This window comes from Pseudoalteromonas sp. Hal040, assembly GCF_037162425.1.
Taxonomy (GTDB): Bacteria; Pseudomonadota; Gammaproteobacteria; order Enterobacterales; family Alteromonadaceae; genus Pseudoalteromonas; species Pseudoalteromonas gelatinilytica.
Window position 1 is genome coordinate 2,029,099 of record NZ_JARLUU010000001.1, and the last position, 19,139, is coordinate 2,048,237.

The following is a 19,139-nucleotide window of genomic DNA, read 5'->3' on the forward strand; positions in this document are numbered from 1 at the left end:
ACTAGCCTTTCGTCCCCTCAAATGATTCGGTCATAAGACCCACTGAAGGCACACCGGCATTTTTCAAAAAGTCCATAAGCAGCAGCACTTCTTGATAAGAAACACGGCCTGAACCTTTGATCATCACAGGTGTATCTGGATTCTTTTGCAATTGAAGTTTAATCACCGCCGCAACATCCAAGGCTTCCATTGGCGCTTCAGGATCAGTACCAATACTTACATAGTACTTACCCTCAGCATCAATTGATGCAATGATCGGTGGTGTATCTTTAGTATCAACTAAATCCGATTCTTCCATTTTCGGCAAATCTACTTTTACACCATGGGTAATAAGCGGTGCAGTTGCCATAAATATGATTAGCAGTACCAACATTACATCAATGTAAGGTACTACGTTTATCTCCCCTACAGGGCGACGTTTCTTACGCTGATACATTCGCTTTAGCCTCTATTTGCGCAGCTGCTTGGCGGTGTAAAATATTGGCGAACTCTTCCATGAAGTTAATGTAATTACCTTCAAGCTTTTCTACTTTGTTAGCAAAACGGTTGTAAGCAATTACCGCAGGGATTGCAGCAAATAAACCCATTGCTGTTGCAATCAATGCTTCGGCAATACCCGGTGCAACCATTTGTAAAGTAGCTTGTTTAACTTCACCTAACGCGATAAATGCGTTCATGATACCCCAAACCGTACCAAACAGACCGATATAAGGGCTAATTGAACCCACTGTTGCTAAAAACGATAAGCTAGACTCAAGCTTTTCAACTTCACGTGATAACGCAACACGCATTGAACGGTGTGTGCCTTCCATAACAATGCTTGCACTTTGAAATGTATTTTTCTTATGACGTGCAAACTCTTTAAAACCAGCAACAAATAATGCTTCAACACCTGATGCACCACCAGGACGAGCTGATACTTCGTTATATAATTTACTTAGGTCAATACCTGACCAAAATTTTTGCTCAAAACGCTTTGCGCCATTAAGTGCATCAGAAATCGCTTTTTTACGTTGAAAAATAATTGCCCATGACATTACCGACATACCGACTAATGCCAACATTACTAGCTGGACAAGTACACTGGCTTCTAGAATAAGATCTAAAAAGTTAAGCCCTGATCCCACGTTAAACTCCTAAAATAGATTTCTATGTAATTTGTTATATTTTTTACACTTGCATTTATTGACCACAAAGGTGGCCAAAAGTTACATCTAGTGTATCTAGTCAGTTATGAACTGACAACGCTCTTGCTGTGAATTAGCGGCAAATAACGGTAAAAAGCAATTTGCTTAGTTATTTTTTAGCCATATTAGGTTTTATCAACACTTTTATGCATATTTTCACCTTAATAATAAGTCATTACAGTGACACTAAAAAGCAACCAAAACACTCAAAAACACGGCGTTTATTCATAAATAACGCATAAACACCCAAAAGCACTTTTGCAATCTACTACATAATACTTAAACTAATCCTGAATAAAGATCGCAAAATTTATAAAAAGCCTTTTATTCAGTGATTTAAAGCATAAACAGACAAAAAGTGAATAAAAAGAAAACAATTAGATTTTTTGCTCACATTAGTTTTTTTCATCTGAAAATAAAATTTTTCTAGTTTGAAGAAAAATCCACCATTGCGTATTATTTACATATACCGAGCTAGCAACCTCATGAAAGTTTCTTTCATTAAGCTCCGTTTTTAGCAATATGAAGTTTCGTATTGCTCAGGTTTGCTTAAATCTGGATAAAACCTTATTTAAGTAGACCGTAGTTCCCTGGATTACTTCCTTCAACTTGTTGTTTGCCCGCATTCTTATGCGGGCTTTTTTTTGCCTATTCAAACGTCAACGAGAATACCTACCGATAACTTAACAGCATGTGAATTACAGATGTTAAAATGAGACAACAATCCAGTGGTTAGTGGTTAGTGGTTAGTGGTTAGTGGTTAGTGGTTAGTGGTTAGTGGTTAGTGGTTAGTGGTTAGTGGTTAGTGGTTAGAACAAAGTAAAACCAATTTCATAGATAGCAAGCTTTATGTTTAATTACACAAAAAATAAAACCACCCTCTCGATCAACTGATATCTAACTTCTGAAGTCTAACTACTAAAAAACCTGACTTCTGATATCTATCTACTAAAAACCCCGCTTCGCGGGGTTTTTAGTTATTTCTCTGGCGTTAGCCCAAAGTGTAAATAAGCGATGTCTGAAACAAGTCGTCCGCGTGGGGTACGCTGAATAAAGCCTTGTTGAATTAAAAACGGCTCTATCACATCTTCAATGGTTTCTTTTTCTTCGCCAATCGCAGCCGCGAGGTTATCAAGGCCAACGGGGCCGCCCATAAATTTTTCGATGATCGCAAGCAGGTACTTTCTATCCATGTAGTCAAAACCGCTTTTATCAACATCAATCATATCAAGGGCTTGCTCTGCAACTGTAGCATTCACTTTACCGTCTGATTTCACTTGGGTGTAATCACGAACGCGGCGTAATAAACGGTTTGCTATGCGCGGTGTACCGCGTGAGCGCTTGGCGATTTCGGTTGCCCCTTCATCGCACATCGTTAATTCTAAAAAGCGTGCTGAACGGGCAACAATTTTTGATAAGTCTTCAACAGAATAAAACTCTAATCGTTGAACAATACCAAAGCGGTCTCTAAGAGGTGAAGTGAGTGATCCTGCACGAGTTGTCGCGCCTATTAGAGTAAATGGTGGTAAATCGAGCTTTATAGAGCGCGCCGCGGGGCCCTCACCTATCATAATATCCAGCTGATAATCTTCCATCGCAGGATACAAAATCTCTTCGACCTGTGGGCTCAAACGGTGAATTTCGTCAATAAACAGTACGTCACCTTCTTCAAGGTTCGTTAAAAGCGCGGCTAAATCGCCTGCTTTTTCCAGTACTGGCCCCGACGTCGTTTTAATATTAACGTTAAGCTCGTTGGCTACAATGTTTGCAAGTGTGGTTTTACCAAGACCCGGTGGACCAAATATTAATAAGTGATCCAGCGCTTCGCCTCGATGGCGAGCTGCCTCAATAAAAATTTCCATTTGTTGCTTAACATGCGGCTGGCCTGTGTAATCGGTTAACAGTTTTGGTCGTATGGCACGATCAACACTGTCTTCGTTACTTTGTTCACTCGCATCTATTAAGCGATCTGCTTCAATCATGGTTTACTCACAACATTGATTTTAGAGCTTCTTTAATTAGAACCTCGGTCGTCATATCTGGTTTGTTCACTGTTTTAACCGCCTTTTGTGCTTGCGGTAGCTTATAGCCTAATGCCACTAGTGCTGATACAGCGTCATCGGCAGCATTATTTGCCACTAGGGTATCATCACTTGATGGCTCAATGACGGCATTATCGCTAAATGGTGTAAATAAGTCATTACCCCAATCTTTGAGTCTGTCTTTCATTTCGAGTACTAAGCGCTCAGCCGTTTTTTTACCAACACCCGGCAGTTTAACCAGTGTGGTCGCATCTTCATTATTAACACAGCTTACAAATTGCTGCGCCGACATACCCGATAAAATAGCTAGACCAAGTTTTGGCCCAACCCCATTGGCTTTTAATAGCTCTCTAAATAAAGCGCGTTCGGTTTTGTTATTAAAGCCAAATAATAGCTGGGCATCTTCACGTACCACAAAATGTGTATAAATAACCGCTTGCTCACCCACTGCCGGTAAATCATAAAAGCAAGTCATGGGCATTTGCACTTCGTAGCCTACACCACTTACTTCGATAAGAATTTCTGGTGGCTGCTTTTCAACAAGTAAGCCATTTAATCGACCAATCATATTACTTCCTTAATCGTCCTCTTACGGTTTTGCTCGCACTGCCCGCAAGTTTTATTAAATTTTGTTCTGAGTGTGCATGACAAATAGCAATTGCTAAGGCATCTGCGGCATCGGCTTGAGGGGTACCAGGCAGCTTTAATATGTTTTTAACCATATGCTGTACTTGAGACTTATCGGCGCCGCCATTACCTACAACGGCCTGCTTAATTTGCCTAGCTGAATATTCATAAACTGGCAGCTCTGCCATTGAAGCGCCAACGATAGCAGCGCCACGTGCTTGACCGAGTTTAAGCGCGGAGTCTGGGTTGTGTGCCATAAACACTTTTTCGATAGCAAAACTGTCGGGTGAGAATTGCTCTACCAATTGACTGATCCCTTGGTAAATCATTTTTAATCGTACCGGAAAGTCGTGATCGGCCAATTTAATGCAGCCACTACCTAAATAAGTGAACTTAGCACCTTGGTGAGCAATCACGCCGTACCCTGTTAATCGTGAACCAGGATCAATCCCTAAAATAATCGCCAACTAACTGACTCGTCTATTATCATTATTATCTGCGCTTAATAATGCCAGAGCACTGTATAAATTACCAGTAACCAATTGCAATTCATAAAAAATGCCCGCAATTGCGAGCATTTTATAATCAACGTATAAACAAGACTATTACGCGAGTGAGCGTAATAAGCCTTGGGTATTTTTTCGCATTGTGCGGGCTATCATCAAATAACCTAAACATGCCACAAATAGGCCCCCGACTGCTGGGCCAATCACCCAAATATGAGGGTGGAACTTACCTGCTAAATCGAACATTTGTCTTTGTACTATCAACAGAGCGATATCACTGACAATGGCAGCCACTAAGCCTGCGGTAACGCCTAATAGTAAAAACTCATATAAGGTAGCATTTTTAATCAAGCGCCCTTTCGCACCTAAAGTTCGCAAAATAACAATCTCTTGCATACGCTCGCCTAAACTTGCTTGTACTTGCGAAATAAGCACTAAAGCGCCACAGGCAACCACAATCGCTAGTACAAAGCCAATCGCTAACGATACTTGCTCTATGGTTGAGCGAATTTGTTTAATGAAGCTTTCAACATCTATCACGTTAACCGTGGGGTATTGACGCATTAGCTCATTAAACTCACGTTTTTTCTCTGCTTTTACATTCACTGATGAAATATAAGTAGCAGGAAAACTCGCTAGCACATCAGGGCTCAAAATAATAAAGAAGTTAGGTTTAAGCGTGGTCCAATTAACCTTACGTACACTGGTAATTTTTGCATCAAACGACTGCGCACCAATTAGGAAAGTAAGCGTATCGCCTATTTCTACATCAAGGCGTTCAAGCATCGACTCTTCAACTGATGCCTCGGCCACAGAGTTTTCACTAAACCATGCACCGTCGATAAGCTCGTTTTGATTAGGTAAGTCTTTACGCCAAGTTAGGTTTAACTCACGGCCAATACCAGAGCGGGCTTCTTCGTCTTTCTTTTCGTTGTCTTCTTGTGATACTTCGCGGGCAACCAGCTCGCCATTAACAGCATTTACGCGACCACGCACAACCGGATAGAAATCAGATGTGGGCATATCGTTTTGTGCTAAGAAGCTAGTAATAGGCTCTAACTCTTGCTCAGTAATGTTCACTAAAAATGAATTAGGTGCATTTTCAGGAAGCTGAGACTGCCAGTCCGAAATCATGTCGTTCTTAAGTACAATTAAAAACAGTAATAGCTTGATAGCCAAAGCAAAGCTAATTAATTGCACGGCATTCACATTGGCACGCTTTTGAATTGATGCAATCGCCAATGACCAACTATTACCCGGACTCAAGCCAAGTTTGCGGCCACCACCAAAAATAACCTTTGATAAGCCAAATAACACAGCAATTAAAAATGCCGTCGACAGGAACAAAATTGCACTTATTTTGATGTTATTACTAAATAACCACATCAATAAAAACACAGTAAGTGCCGACATAGCCAAGTGCACTTTACTTACCAATAAACGGTCACCTAAGTTACGGCGAAGTACACGCGGCGGCGGAATATCAAATAAATCGAGTAGCGGTTTAATTGAAAACATAACCGCACAAATCACACCTGTGCTAATTGCAATAATCCACGGTTTTGCCGATGCACTTGGCAATGCCGAACCCATGGTTTGTGCTAGATAATCCGTTGCAACCGCTTGTAAACCATAACCAATGAGTAAACCGACAATCACCGACATTGAACATACAAGGCTCAAGTGCAGTAAATAAATTTTACGGATCATAGCGCGACTGCCGCCCAGCGTTTTCATCATCGCAACTGGGTCGTACTGACGCTCACAATAACGTTTTGCAGATACCGCAATAGCAACGGCAGCTAAAATAATGCCAAGCAAACCTGCTAACAATAAGTAACTCTCAGCGCGATTTAAACTATTAGAAATAGGTGACTGGCGGTCTTTAACACCATACCAATTTTGGTTTTCTTTCATTTGTGGTTTTAACCACGCATAAAAGGCATCTAAATTATTTTTATCGCCAGCATAAAGTTGACGGTAAAATACCCGACTCCCCGGCTGTATTACCTCGGTTACAGCAATGTCTGCTTCATTGATCAAGATCCGCTGGCTGCTTGAAAACACATTGAACGGCGCATCTGGCTCTTCGGCGACAACATGACTAGCCGTAAACGTAGCAGCACCAAGCTCTACTTTATCGCCCACTTTAATGTTTAGCGCATAAAACACAGATTCACTTAACCATACTTCACCACGACTAGGGATATCAGAGGTTACTTGTGGTTGGTCAGTCAGGCTGGTTTTTACTTTTAACTCGCCTTTTAACGGATAGGTGTTAGATACCGCTTTAACCGAACCAAGCTGCATCTCGTCACCAGCAAATAACATGGTGTCGAAGTAGGTTATTTTAGCAGTGCGTAAATTTTCTTGGTTGGCTTTTTCTAAAAACTCGGCAGGTAAAACATGGTTACTTGCTAAAACGCGATCAGCGGCAATAAAAGCACTGCTTTTTTCTTCAATACTTTGGCCAATACGGTCAGTAACCATAGACAGTGTTAAAACAGTGAGAACAGCTAAGGCTATTGCTGCACTGATCACTGTTAATTCGCCACGCTTAAACTCACGTGAAAACAGTTTTAGTGCTAATTTAGCCCACATTCGCTTGCACTCCTTCGCTTTCTTTTACAGTAACTAACTGCCCTGCTTCAATATGTAAAATTTGCTGACACTTTTGTGCAAGCTGCTCATCATGCGTTACTAAAATGAGTGTCGTGCCATGCTCTTTATTAAGTTCAAATAATAAAGACTCGATTAACTTACCGTTTTTACTATCTAGGTTCGCTGATGGTTCATCGGCAAATAAAATTTTCGGTGTGCCAATAAATGCACGCGCAATTGCTACACGTTGCTGCTCACCACCAGATAATTGCGATGGGTAATGACCCACGCGATGACTCAAACCTACTTTTTCAAGTAGATCAAGGGCTTGTTGTTTAGCGTCTTTACTACCCGCGAGTTCAGCGGGAAGCATTACGTTTTCAAGGGCTGTTAAGCTTTGAACAAGCATGAAAGACTGAAATACAAAACCTACTTTCTCGGCACGAAGTGCTGCGCGTGCTTCTTCATCTAATTCGTGTAATGCGGCTCCGTCTAAATGGATACTGCCGCCCGTTGATTGGTCAAGGCCCGCCAACAAACTTAATAAAGTAGACTTACCCGAACCAGAAGTGCCAACCACAGCAACTGAGTCACCCGACTTGACATTAAAGCTGATGTCACTGAGGATGGTCAGGTCGCCCTCAACCGTGGTGACCGTTTTAGAAAGTCCTTTAACTTGAATGATGTTTAATTGAGAAAGCGCTGACATATGATGCATCCAATCCTACGTTTTATATTCGTTTTACTGTTAGTAATCAAACCACTTACGGCAGCAGCTGACAACACAATTTTAATTTTAGGTGACAGTTTAAGCGCCGCTTACGGTCTTAAACAAGAGCAAGGCTGGGTTAAATTGTTACAAGATAAGTACGATGAAAAAGACCAATCTGTATACTTAGTAAACGCCAGTATTAGCGGTGAAACCACAGGCGGTGCCCTAAGACGACTCGACGCGTTACTGAGCGAATTTGAACCCACTCATGTACTCATTGAGCTTGGCGGAAACGATGGTTTACGAGGTTTCCCTATTAAACGCCTGCAAGCTAACCTACGTGATTTAATAACAAAAAGCCAACAAATCGGGGCGAAAACCGCCGTAATGGAAGTACAAATTCCACCAAACTATGGCCCGCGTTATACCAAGCTTTTCACCGATAGCTTTAAAACCATTGCCGATGAAACAGATTCTGAGCTCATGCCCTTTTTCATGCTTAGCATTGCAGGCCGCCCTGAACTTATGCAAAACGATAACCTGCACCCTAATGCCGATGCTCAACCATTAATACGCGACTTTATGTACAAAACGATCAACGATTGGCTAGATTAACCTCTAGCCCATTGATTTAATGTGGATTACCTGAACAATAAACAAGCAATCAAACTGCGGGGATATTGATTTTTATAAAAAAAGCCGTACTATGGCTTGCAACGTCGGCATATAGCGCAGCTTGGTAGCGCACTGTCATGGGGTGTCAGGGGTCGCAGGTTCAAATCCTGCTATGCCGACCATCTTTTCCCCTTTCATATCAATAACATAAATCAGCCTAACTTTTATATTAGCAACTGCTAATTTGTATTATTTTTGTATTATATTTGTATTATTCTTTTCGCATAAGACAGACTCCCTCCAATATCCCGGATTATTTAATTTAATGTTGTCATTACAAATTTGATAGTTATTGCTGGGATATTTTGAATCTTTGATATAATAAACTCAGACTTCATAGGGGTTTTATTTTCTTAAATATGACGTTCTTGCATACCCTAGTTTACAAATAGAGTTAACCAAAACAGATTCATGATACTGATTAAGATTGATTTGCTTATGTTTAGTGTGGACTCAATCTAAAAGAAAGCGGTAGTTCTTAATCGAACTAATTCGTGTCAGCCTCAAAGTGAATTAAGTGAACAAAGCTGAGGCTGAAATTTCAGCCTCTTAATTAATCAATTCACTAGTTTTAAATTTAAAAAGTTTTTAATCTAGAGGGTATGCATCTTCATAATGATCATCACAGACAGGATTGTCCTGAACGTACTGAGTTGCAAATTTGTCACAGAACTCACATTCTAAACCGTCTTTAGGCACTACCTCATCACAATGTGTACAATAACCGACATCTACAGGGTAAGTACACTCACATGTATCACATGTAATATAATCATCTTCAAACATACTCAGCCTCCAAACTTATCTCCTGTAAGAACTTCTGAATAAGCTGGAAAATATAATTTATGCTATTAACATTGAAACTAGAGTACAACTCATTAATAAATTCAAACTTCAAAGCCCGATAATTCACATAAGACATCATATTTGATAAAATGAGATCTTCACTTCCTGTTTCAAGGCATTTATCAATAGGTAATGATGCCAGTAACGAATACTTATCTAGAACATAATCAATCACATCTGGCGATAATTTAGATATACATGTACTGTTCTCATGATAAATTTGACTTTCTAAAATATAGTAAATAGGACGTTCTTTATTGGTATCTCCAGTAACATTAACTGTTATCTTCGCCTTATTTTCAATCATTGACATTAAAACAAATGCCATTAGAAAGTATGAAAGTTCGCATATCAATTTCTTATCGATCCCGACCTCCAGTGCTTCAAGAGAAGAGGACTTAAAAATTGATAACCTTTTTTGTACATATCCACCTAACATCACTTCCAAAATTCTGGGGAAACTATCTGGAAAGCGGTCCTTACAAAATACCTGGGTGAGTATAAGCTCCATCGAACCTACAGTACTAAATGCCTTCAGCGCTGTGATGAATTTGCTTGAGTCAAACCAACTTAAATCATAGTTTATCTTGGCCGATTTAATTGTACTTAATAAATCATTTTGAATTAAATTCAGCTCCAACTTTTTTAAAATTGATTGGGGTAATGAGTCACTATAAAATGGCTCTACACCAATTAAACTAGATACTATTTTTCTTGCTGCTTTAATAGCGTCACAAAGACCATCATCCATTAATGTTCTATCATCATGAAAGTCAAAATTTTTTCTCTGATGTAAATTTATATACTTTTGTATCAATGTCTCTAGAAAAAGTACATCAGTAATGTATTCTGGAGGCTGGTTGCTATCAGAACGTTTTAAACTTAGAGTTCCATTTTTATCAAGATCACAAATCGCCTTATTAAAGTGTAAGATTGGTTTAGCTCTATCTTCAACTTTTTTATTAGATCCTGCGAATAAGGTGAAATTTTCTTTGCTATACTCTAACAAACATGGTTGAAGTGTTAATCTTTCTCTCCAACTTGTTTTTCCTCCACCTACCCGGGAAGATTTATAAAGAAGAAACATGACTTTTCTTAACTCTTCAGGGTTCTCTTTATTGTAATAACTAAAAAGATCCTCGCCAATCATTTTGCATAAATGTTCTCTAATCCGTGCAACTTTCACCGATTTACCACAATCTAATTGTATTTTTATTCCTAGTGCAGCATCTGTTTTCATAAATCTACTCATCTTTTCTTTATAAGAGAAAGTAAATATAACAACATTTAAAAAGTAAAGTTGGACACTAACTTATATTAGGTATATAAAATCAGATATGTTGTATTTCAAGAATGAAAAGTTAGAAGCAACAGAATCTTAACACACCGTTAGTTGTGTAATTTCTATTAAATGAAACTTTAGAGGTTTAGTTTCAATTCGTAGACTAAAGCATCTTAACAATTTTTATCTCGAACTGTACTGCATGAGGCCTAATATCCTTTGGTTACTCATAACAGCAGGTGCAACTTTTTGATGTTTTAAAATTTCTTCATTGATCTTACCTTTTGTGGTGTAAAAGGTAACTTTTTTATATTGGATACGGCTAACTTAAAATTACTTTCATCACTTGGATAACCATAGCCCAACATCTCCTTTCAGACCTGCTATAACAAACTATTTTTCTAAGTAAGGTAAGTGCCTCTATACTGTATTCATAAAAAATACATTTGGACATAGTACGTTCTTTAACTTACAGCTTTACTAATTTTTTCAACTGCAGATTGAGTTTGCTTTAACATTTCTCGCAACAAAGTTAAAACTTCACTATTTATTTCAAAGTCATCTACACGGATAATTAGATCAACAGGCCAGTTTAGTTTTCTTTCGTAAATATTTGGGTTATTTTTGGTTACATTCCCCAAAAAAATGAATAAAAGTGATGGCTTTGCTACATTCCATACAACATCAGTTTTACACCCTGAAACTGTAACTGAATCAATAGCTGGAAAGTCAGGTATCATTTTCCTAATTGCTTCGTATTTCATTGTCTTATAATCAGAAACAGGGGTGGGGAACCGGTGCTTGCCCGCATTATTTAATTCATGCATCAAATGCAAAATTTTATTGCCACCAGTCTTATATGGTCTTACAGAAAGAAGTGCATCCACGAACTCATTTCCAACTTTATGACCATGACTGCTTTTTATAGCATTACGTAATTTTTCGACATTATCTCTGAATGGAAATTGAATCTTTCTTCTTTCGTTTTCGTTTTTGACATGTGGTGAAACATACTCCCAATAAATCAAATCAAGGGCCGAACGCAAGTTACTTATTACATCACCAATAATACCCTTTATTTCTGCTAAATAATCTTCATCTACCTTTGAAGCTGTCCACCTTCTTCCCGTTGATATGTCTGTAAATACGTAATACCCGAAGGGGCTTTTATTTCTAAGTTGAGCATCAAGTTCGTTGATAAGGCGCACCGCTCTATTTATTCTTAAATCATGATTTTTCAAATTATTCCCTTGTTAAATTTTTCTTCTACAAATTTATAGCACATATTTCAGAAATATATATTTGGAACTGTAATGCTTGTAGTTGTTGGCGCTGGACTATCGTCATCTAGGTAAACTCGTTCATCATCAAGCTCAGCTGTTACTGAAACCTGGTCCGTTGATGACGGCTTAATATCTTTTATAAGCACACCATTACACCATCGTGTACTGATCCCAAACATATAAAGGGGTGGTTCGATTGAACCATCTAGTACGGGTGTAAAATCTAAATTAGCATCGATGACGACTTCATTGGAGGCACTGCCAGGCGAAACGTTGTAAGGGCCTGATAGAGTACCATCTGGTTTTCTTAAAGCTAGAACATGTGTTTGCCCTGTTTGCCATTGCAGTTCAGGGTTATCAAGGTAGATAGAGCGACCAACATGCCCTATTACAGTACCTGTTTGTTCATATCCAGGTATATCATCAGCGACTGCGCAATAGTCTAGGTACTTTGAATTCAACGCATCCATTTCAGTTTTGAAATCAAACCGAGTTCGACGATAACGACGAATGCGGCGTTTTCGCATACCAAACTGATAAGCCTTATCGCGGTTTGTTATTCCAAAGGCTCTGACTTTTTCTGGGTTAGCACCTTCGTCACCCGGTAACAAACAAAGTATTGTTTCTGACTTCCATGTAACAGGGTCGAAGTACTCGACCTCGATGCCATCAGGTTCATCATCGTCCATTAGCTTAATTGAACGCTTAAGCATGCCAACATAGTTATCTGGTTGATACATATGACGGAAGTTAGTTCGCTTTTGATCACGGACTGGTGTGATTTTTCCATAATCAATCGTAGGCTCAGCAAAACCGACAGCAAGAACACGTTTAAGAACTTCAAAAACGGTACTCTCACTGTCAAACACAGCATTAAATTCATCTGCACGGCCATGCCAAATAGGATGTAATGTATTTAATGCTTCTAAACCAATTTTGTCATCGATATGCCCTGCACTTTTTAATACATGCGCAAAGAATGGAGCTATATCGGTTGTTGGTCTTGGTGCGCTCCAAGCACCATTTTCATACACAGGCAAAATGCGGGTACCAATAACATTAAATTTATTTTCAGCTGTGCCGGCTAATGCATTTGTGCCACGGATTTTAATGGCTATTGTGGTTAGGCCATCATAACTAGTCGCGCTGTTTAATTCGGCCTTGAGGGCAGTCCAAAATATATCGTCATAAATACGCGTATCGTCAGTTGCAGCAGTGGATCTTTTTACTCTTACCTCAGGCCTTATTTTTGATGGTAATGTAACTGGTACCGTTCGGCCTAGTTCATCATTTGTCGAATTGGTAAATACTTCGTCATCAACTGCAGTCCAGTCTTGAGCACCTTCAGCACGATACTCTATTTGAACTGTCACTGTACGACTTAAAAAATTACCATCATCATCAAGTTCACCTAAACCTTGTGGTAAACGAAAATCAAACCAAAGTTTGTCTGTCACTTCTCCTGCAGGACATGCGAAAAACGGCCCATTAAATTGACCGTCGCCGCCACCATCTTCAACAATAACCGTTGCATTAGATGTGCTTTCAGTTACAAAACTTGTCCATGTTGGGTCATCTTGGGACTGCCCATCAACCTTATTCACCTGGCTACCATCTGAGTCTTTGTTTAGCAGCTCATAATAACCATCATTTTGGCCATTTAAAGAGCCTGTTATTGAAAGAACTTCGCCAACTGAAAATGGTGGAACTGATTTAAACCGAAGAGGCCTACCAAGCTCAGCATCCCACTCAACATAATGAACTATTAGCTCATCACCAGCGAAAGAGTACTCATAAGAGCCATTATCTCCCCCAGTTGAAGTAACACGCCCTTTTAATTCAATACCGGTACTTCCTGATGTTGAACCCACCTCACTTGAGGTATAGACATTTCTGTGAGCTTCATGACCTGTTACGTTTTCACCAGGCTCAAACACCTGTATATCAATATCGCCGGCATAACTTGTTGTTGGAGTATTACCTATGAACATTTCATTCGATAATATTTCATATCGCCCTACACCTACACTTAACATTAAGTAAAGCCATTGCTCATTATCAATATATTCTCGTCGTGGCATTGTTAAATAGTCAGGGTAAATTTTATGGCGCCCTGCTCCTTCAGGGATAATGCCCATAAGCCTGGGCTTATTTCCTTGGGTATTTACATCATAAATACTGCTACCATCGGGAGTCGTCGAGTTATAGTTATCGGGGATTTGGTTTGCAGTGTATACGGCATAACCCACAGCGATTACAGCAATAACCGCATAGGCTATAGTGGCGGGCTCTTTTGGCTCAACAATAATATTTACATCATCCCACGCCTTAAATTGATAAGTCTTCCAATTTGTAGGTAATAAGATCTGCTGATTAATAAGCACAGTAAAAAGTGGTTCTTCACTTTCATAATAAGCAGGGACATTTTCAGTCAGCCATTGATGAAGTGTAGAACCTACCTTACATTTGCAAGGCTCCATTAAAGACGGGTCTAATTTGTTTGGGTAAACCTTGATATCAACCCACGTATTCATAAAATTTAACCTCTTTAAATAACCGTTTGAAGTCATCGATACTGTCAATGGATGGCCCTTTACGGCGGGATGTGTGCAGTATTTCAAGCTTACCGTCGATCAGTTCAACTGTGCCGATATGAATTAAGCTACCAAACTTAAAACCACACACCACTGCACCAGGTGATGGCTCGCTGGGTCTAAAGCTAGAAACAATTTCTTGATACGCTTCAGTAAGCAAACTTTTATCGTCGGGGTGAATATGGCCAAACGATTCGAACAATGGTTGACCATAATAGTGATGGAGGCGATGCCGAGTTTGACCCCAGCAGTCAAAACCAGACATATCTCTCCCCTCATTCACATAGGGAACACTTAAATAATCATTAATTGTGTATGACATTATTAACTGAAGTATTTGAGCCCAGGGGCAATGGAAGGTGTATAGCGCTTGTTAGGCCAAGCTTTATTTACAAGATCATTAAATGATGCAACTACATTGATGCTCTGTGAAGTAGCTTGAACGTCAGCAGCTTTCATTGTAACTGCCGGCTCTGCAGGTTCGCTTAAGTCACTCGATACATAGACCCGGTATATTACATCAATTTTTACGCCCGCATCAATTGCCTGATCAATCAGTACAAGTGCTTCACCAGATACATTATCAATTTGAAATTGTAAGTCCTGGCGCCCTTTAACACCCCAGTCGCGGTAACGACACACCCATACCACTGGCTTTGAATGTAACCATGTCGCCATTTTCAATGCCAGCGATTTGGTCATCAAAGCCATCACAAATCCTAAGCTCCCATAAACCGGCAGCTTTAAGCTCTAATGTGTGAATGGGGATGTCGTTAACTGGGGCACTTGCGTAGATACGTTGGAGTACCTCGCTCATTTTAAACCTTTAGTGAATTTAAATAGGCTTCTAATGTGCTAATTTCGGCTGAGGAAAGTGCATCATTAAAAGTGACAACTGCACGGTAAAAACCATTACGTTGTTGAGGAGTCCCTGCGTTAATACGACCAATTTGCAATTCACCTGGCTGCACTTCTTCCTTATCAATATCAAGCTGGAATACATCTTGCCCATCAACACGTAACGTTGCTTTACCAAGTCCCTTATCAACAATAAGAATAACTGGTTTAAACTCTTCAGCGCTAAGTAAAGGGCCATTGTATTGGTCATAAGTTCCAATACCATTTCCTGCTATTTCAAAGCGAAGTTTCCCACCATTTGATGATACATACCAACGTTCATCAACTAGGTTGATTGAACCAAATCCACATTCATCTGCTACAAGTAATGCAATGGTAAAGGAGCCACTGTCATCAAAATTAGTAGTAGCTATAACCATATCCGTATTCTGAATATTATATGCATCAGCTCCATCACCTGCTGCGAAAAAGCGGGAGCTCACCGATGTAGAATTAAATGTTAAGATCTCACTATTAAATAAACGGTCTTTAAATCCTGAATTTGCCTCATTTATCCCCCAAGGGTGCAATGCTGGCCATAAGCTAATACTCTGAATGCTCGCTAATTCTAACTCCTCTTTCGATAAACCTAATTTAGGTAGATTAGGGTTATTTATAGGCACATCTAACTGTACCACTTGTCGCTTCGTTACAGGCATTTTTGACTCCTAGTTAATTAAAGTTGAGAACGCAACGCACCAGTTATGCACATATTTCTCGTCAAAACGTGACACCGTGCGAGTGTCGTTATCTCTAAGGTTACCTCGTGGGCCATTGCTGGTTTGTGCAAAACCTTCTTGTAAGGCATACGTGATTTTTGAGCCTAGCGCAGGTGGTGCATCGAATGTGATTTCTACACTAGTACCATTCAAGCCAACTCTTACATCAGTGACGATCACTGTTCCATCAGTGCATACAAAACCGTAATCATCAGTTTCTTTGATATGCTCAATATCGAACTCCAAGTTACCAATAGGACCAGGGATGTTATCTAAATCGCCTGTTAACTCATTATTAAATTCAATAACTACAACATTGCCATTTAAGTAACATGAAACTGGTTTTAATGGTTCCCACTTCTTCTTGGCTAGCCAAAACCCCATTGCTTTAGCTTCTAGTTCGCCTGTTTTGACATAGCCTTCAGCTAGCATGTGAGCCGAGTCCCAGTAGGGATACTGATATTTAGGGCCTAGCAAAATAATGTCATCGTTATCATTAGCGGCTTTTAATTGCGCTAATGGGACCTCTCTATTCGCAGTTCCCTGTGTGTTCATCTGACATAAAACGCCAACGGGTGGATTTGGTTGATTTGTAATAGCTGAAATGTCTGCTTGATAATCACTTACCCATTCACGCAGTATGGCCGCATATTCAGCCTCAGTAGTAACGCCTTGGCTTTCACCATGGATAATGCGGATTTGATTTACAACATGCTTCCAGCCTTTCGCTTGTGCAGCGGCCGCAATCTCATTTGTTCTCGCTAATGCACCTGAATAAGCTGACGTTCCTTTTTTAAGTGAATCGTACGGCACACCACCGATACCTGATATAGCGCTTACAAGGCGTGGCAACATTCCATTACTTTCATTTTGCAATCCATACGCCAATGAAATCATATAACTCGAGCAAACTGTTTCGCCTAGTACGCCGTTTGGTAGCTCTTTTGTTGGAACAAAGTAAGTACCAGCATGCCGAATTCCGTTGTTGAGCATCAAGCAATGCTCTTTTAAATCATCAGGGCACTCATTAGTAAACAAGTCACCAATACCATTAGGTGCACTAAACACATATTCGCCATCTGGATTTAAAATATAACCACGCGAACCTAATGATAAGCTTTGACCTGTCACTAATTGCTGATAAATAACAGAGTCCTCAGCAATAATTTTTCCAGAGGGTAAGAGTGTATGTGGTTGCAAGTCACCCGTTGAATAATCACTTAAACAACGAATGACGTTATAACTATGGATAAGTGGGGCTAACCAGTTAGCACCGGTGAGTGTTAGCTTGCGATATTTTTCAGTATCATGAACAAAAATCTGCTTTTCTCCATTTACATCTTGCTCATGTGCTAAATAGCCAACATTCGTTCCTTTAGTGGTCGCTTTTAACTTGTCTATTTCTTCCTGTAAACCAGCAATTAGACTGTTAATTAAATTGAACTCACCATGATCATGGTCGGAATGAAACTTACCTTTCGAGTCGTAATACCCCAAAATCACACCATCTGAAACAATAGCGTGTACTATATCTTGCTCATTCAATGGGGCTTGATACTTCAAAACATCCATGGTTTTTTCAAGGCTTTTAATCTCATCATGTTCATGGTCAGAATGAAACTTACCTTTTGAGTCGTAGTAACCCAAAATCACACCATCTGAAACAACAGCATGTACAATGTTGTTGTCTAAATCACTTGGTGATAACGGCACTCTGCGGCGGCTATCTTTCATATAAGAATCAGCTAGCTTCTTAATAACTCCCGCATCACCACTATCTATATTGACGCTAAATTGCACAAGTGTATCTAAATTAGACTTAACCCAAACGCCGCCTTTATAACCATAAAGACCGTTATTGCCTGATGTTGGATCATCCCACACTTCAGCTAACTCACTCGCAGGAGGCGCACCAGCAGCATCCATTGCTGATTTAGATTCGTAACTTAAGCGTCCTTGCACCATACTTTGAAGCGCAATAAAGTTATCCGTTATTGACTTTTGAATTGATGAGCGAGTTTCCCCATTAATTTCTACAGTTGTGTTTTCATCACCAGATAATAGATCTGAAAGTAAATCTATCTGCCCCTGAAGTGTTTCCACTAACTCAAAAAAGCTTGCCATTTTAACCCTCGTAGCTATCTAGGGCTGCTTGAACCCTGTTTACAAAATATTCGAATGAATATGGTTCTAGAACAGTTGCAACTACACCTTCATGGTCCAGTATCTGCCGCTCTTTAATTTCTATATTCGCGCTGTAACTCCAAAACCCGCCATTGAAACTGCATGACTCCAGAGGGCTTTGTTTAAAACGTACATCGTGATCAATTAAGCCTTGGGGTGTGCGAATTGGCATAACAAACCAGTTAACCGCATCGTTGGTACCGTGTTTCACAAACCCTTCTAAAATAACTGCTTGCTCATCCTTCAGTTTCCACGTTGCAGCCATTGTCGTTGGCACTGATTGAAAGCGCTTGCGCTGCCGAGCTCGGCCGCTTGCCATTTCAGTTCTTAATACGTTAGGGTTTTGGGATAGTCGGTGAGTTGAAACAAGGGGAAGTTTTAGGTCTTTGGGGTATCGGACTAACATACTTAGAACCCCTGCCTTTGAAGGCCATAGGTATTTTCAAGAACGGATGAAGCTTCACCACCCTGGCGTATACTCGTCACAAATATATTGATAACTTCTTCACCCGATGGCCCTGAACTACGTGTTGTCGAACCTGCTCTACTTGCATCTTCATACAAATTCACTGTTACATTTGAACCTAAGCTCTGTCCTTTTGTGTGATCAACAACAGTCTCTTGAGGGTGAAGCATAGCTAACTGACCACCTTTTCCATCGAGGCCGCCAGTTCTTGGTCCATCCCAGGTATAACCACCACCATCGAAAGATGCTAAGCCACTCACTTTACCCGCGTACATACCACCGGCAGCAATAACAACACCTGCAGCTGCGGCGCCGAGAACAGGCCCAACGTAAGGAATATCTGCAAGCGCGTTATAAGCTTTCATTGCAGTGTCATAAGTATTGGTCCAAATACTCTGTAAAGAATTTCTTTTCTCTTCATCGAGCATCGTTTCGCCGATTGCCATTGCAGACTTAGCATAACTAGCATTTTTACCTTCCATGCCATCAAAATATCCGCCCATCACATCCAAAAGGCC

18 protein-coding genes and 1 tRNA gene are annotated in these 19,139 nt (G+C 40.0%); 2 read left to right on the forward strand and 17 right to left on the reverse strand.

Annotation, left to right across the window (positions count from 1 at the left end):
- Window position 1 precedes the first annotated feature (1 nt).
- From tolR to P4S60_RS09180, 7 genes are all read right to left on the reverse strand, one after another.
- Window positions 2–436, reverse strand: coding sequence for a protein TolR (gene tolR / locus P4S60_RS09150; protein ID WP_054561289.1), 435 nt, complete (start codon window positions 434–436; stop codon window positions 2–4).
- Window positions 423–1,127 (reverse strand): protein TolQ, encoded by a 705-nt coding sequence (gene tolQ / locus P4S60_RS09155; protein ID WP_063704733.1) that lies wholly within the window; start codon window positions 1,125–1,127, stop codon window positions 423–425. Before tolQ ends, tolR begins: the two co-directional genes overlap by 14 nt.
- 1,037 nt (window positions 1,128–2,164) lie before the next feature.
- Window positions 2,165–3,169: a Holliday junction branch migration DNA helicase RuvB gene (gene ruvB, locus P4S60_RS09160; protein WP_063704731.1), complete on the reverse strand. Its 1,005-nt coding sequence runs from the start codon at window positions 3,167–3,169 to the stop codon at window positions 2,165–2,167.
- 7 nt (window positions 3,170–3,176) lie between these two features.
- Window positions 3,177–3,797, reverse strand: coding sequence for a Holliday junction branch migration protein RuvA (ruvA, locus tag P4S60_RS09165; RefSeq protein ID WP_055198696.1), 621 nt, complete (start codon window positions 3,795–3,797; stop codon window positions 3,177–3,179).
- Window position 3,798: 1 nt separating this feature from the next.
- Window positions 3,799–4,323, reverse strand: a complete 525-nt coding sequence (gene ruvC, locus P4S60_RS09170) for a crossover junction endodeoxyribonuclease RuvC (protein ID WP_054561285.1) — start codon at window positions 4,321–4,323, stop codon at window positions 3,799–3,801.
- Between the two features lie 138 nt (window positions 4,324–4,461).
- Window positions 4,462–6,963, reverse strand: a complete 2,502-nt coding sequence (locus P4S60_RS09175) for an ABC transporter permease (protein WP_337115742.1) — start codon at window positions 6,961–6,963, stop codon at window positions 4,462–4,464.
- The gene (locus P4S60_RS09180; RefSeq protein WP_337115743.1) at window positions 6,953–7,672 is read right to left on the reverse strand and encodes an ABC transporter ATP-binding protein; all 720 of its coding nucleotides are present in this window, start codon (window positions 7,670–7,672) and stop codon (window positions 6,953–6,955) included. Before P4S60_RS09180 ends, P4S60_RS09175 begins: the two co-directional genes overlap by 11 nt.
- Between P4S60_RS09180 and P4S60_RS09185 the strand changes: the two genes are divergently transcribed.
- Together P4S60_RS09185 and P4S60_RS09190 are read left to right on the forward strand one after the other, a co-directional pair.
- Window positions 7,673–8,290: an arylesterase gene (locus P4S60_RS09185; RefSeq protein WP_062565175.1), complete on the forward strand. Its 618-nt coding sequence runs from the start codon at window positions 7,673–7,675 to the stop codon at window positions 8,288–8,290.
- Between the two features lie 105 nt (window positions 8,291–8,395).
- A tRNA-Pro gene (locus P4S60_RS09190) sits at window positions 8,396–8,472 on the forward strand.
- 656 nt (window positions 8,473–9,128) lie between these two features.
- Here the strand turns inward: P4S60_RS09190 and P4S60_RS09195 are convergent.
- From P4S60_RS09195 to P4S60_RS09240, 10 genes are all read right to left on the reverse strand, one after another.
- Window positions 9,129–10,436 (reverse strand): hypothetical protein, encoded by a 1,308-nt coding sequence (locus P4S60_RS09195; RefSeq protein ID WP_337115744.1) that lies wholly within the window; start codon window positions 10,434–10,436, stop codon window positions 9,129–9,131.
- A 506-nt stretch (window positions 10,437–10,942) separates the two neighbouring features.
- Window positions 10,943–11,719, reverse strand: coding sequence for a hypothetical protein (locus tag P4S60_RS09200; protein ID WP_337115745.1), 777 nt, complete (start codon window positions 11,717–11,719; stop codon window positions 10,943–10,945).
- Window positions 11,720–11,766: 47 nt separating this feature from the next.
- Window positions 11,767–14,295 (reverse strand): host specificity factor TipJ family phage tail protein, encoded by a 2,529-nt coding sequence (locus P4S60_RS09205; RefSeq protein ID WP_337115746.1) that lies wholly within the window; start codon window positions 14,293–14,295, stop codon window positions 11,767–11,769.
- Window positions 14,279–14,620, reverse strand: a complete 342-nt coding sequence (locus P4S60_RS09210) for a hypothetical protein (RefSeq protein ID WP_337115747.1) — start codon at window positions 14,618–14,620, stop codon at window positions 14,279–14,281. Before P4S60_RS09210 ends, P4S60_RS09205 begins: the two co-directional genes overlap by 17 nt.
- Before the next feature lie 59 nt (window positions 14,621–14,679).
- Window positions 14,680–15,033, reverse strand: a complete 354-nt coding sequence (locus P4S60_RS09215) for a DUF1833 family protein (protein ID WP_337115748.1) — start codon at window positions 15,031–15,033, stop codon at window positions 14,680–14,682.
- Complete coding sequence (locus P4S60_RS09220; RefSeq protein ID WP_337115749.1) at window positions 14,969–15,172, reverse strand: hypothetical protein; 204 nt, start codon at window positions 15,170–15,172, stop codon at window positions 14,969–14,971. The genes P4S60_RS09215 and P4S60_RS09220 overlap by 65 nt, the downstream gene beginning before the upstream one ends.
- Window position 15,173: 1 nt before the next feature.
- A complete protein-coding gene (locus P4S60_RS09225; protein ID WP_337115750.1) occupies window positions 15,174–15,911 on the reverse strand; it encodes a LamG-like jellyroll fold domain-containing protein in 738 nt (245 codons plus the stop codon).
- 9 nt (window positions 15,912–15,920) lie between these two features.
- On the reverse strand, window positions 15,921–18,095 hold the full coding sequence (locus P4S60_RS09230; protein WP_337115751.1) for a hypothetical protein: 2,175 nt from the start codon (window positions 18,093–18,095) through the stop codon (window positions 15,921–15,923).
- 1 nt (window position 18,096) lies between these two features.
- Window positions 18,097–18,474 (reverse strand): hypothetical protein, encoded by a 378-nt coding sequence (locus P4S60_RS09235; protein ID WP_337115752.1) that lies wholly within the window; start codon window positions 18,472–18,474, stop codon window positions 18,097–18,099.
- 89 nt (window positions 18,475–18,563) lie between these two features.
- Window positions 18,564–19,127 (reverse strand): hypothetical protein, encoded by a 564-nt coding sequence (locus P4S60_RS09240; protein WP_337115753.1) that lies wholly within the window; start codon window positions 19,125–19,127, stop codon window positions 18,564–18,566.
- Window positions 19,128–19,139 lie beyond the last annotated feature (12 nt).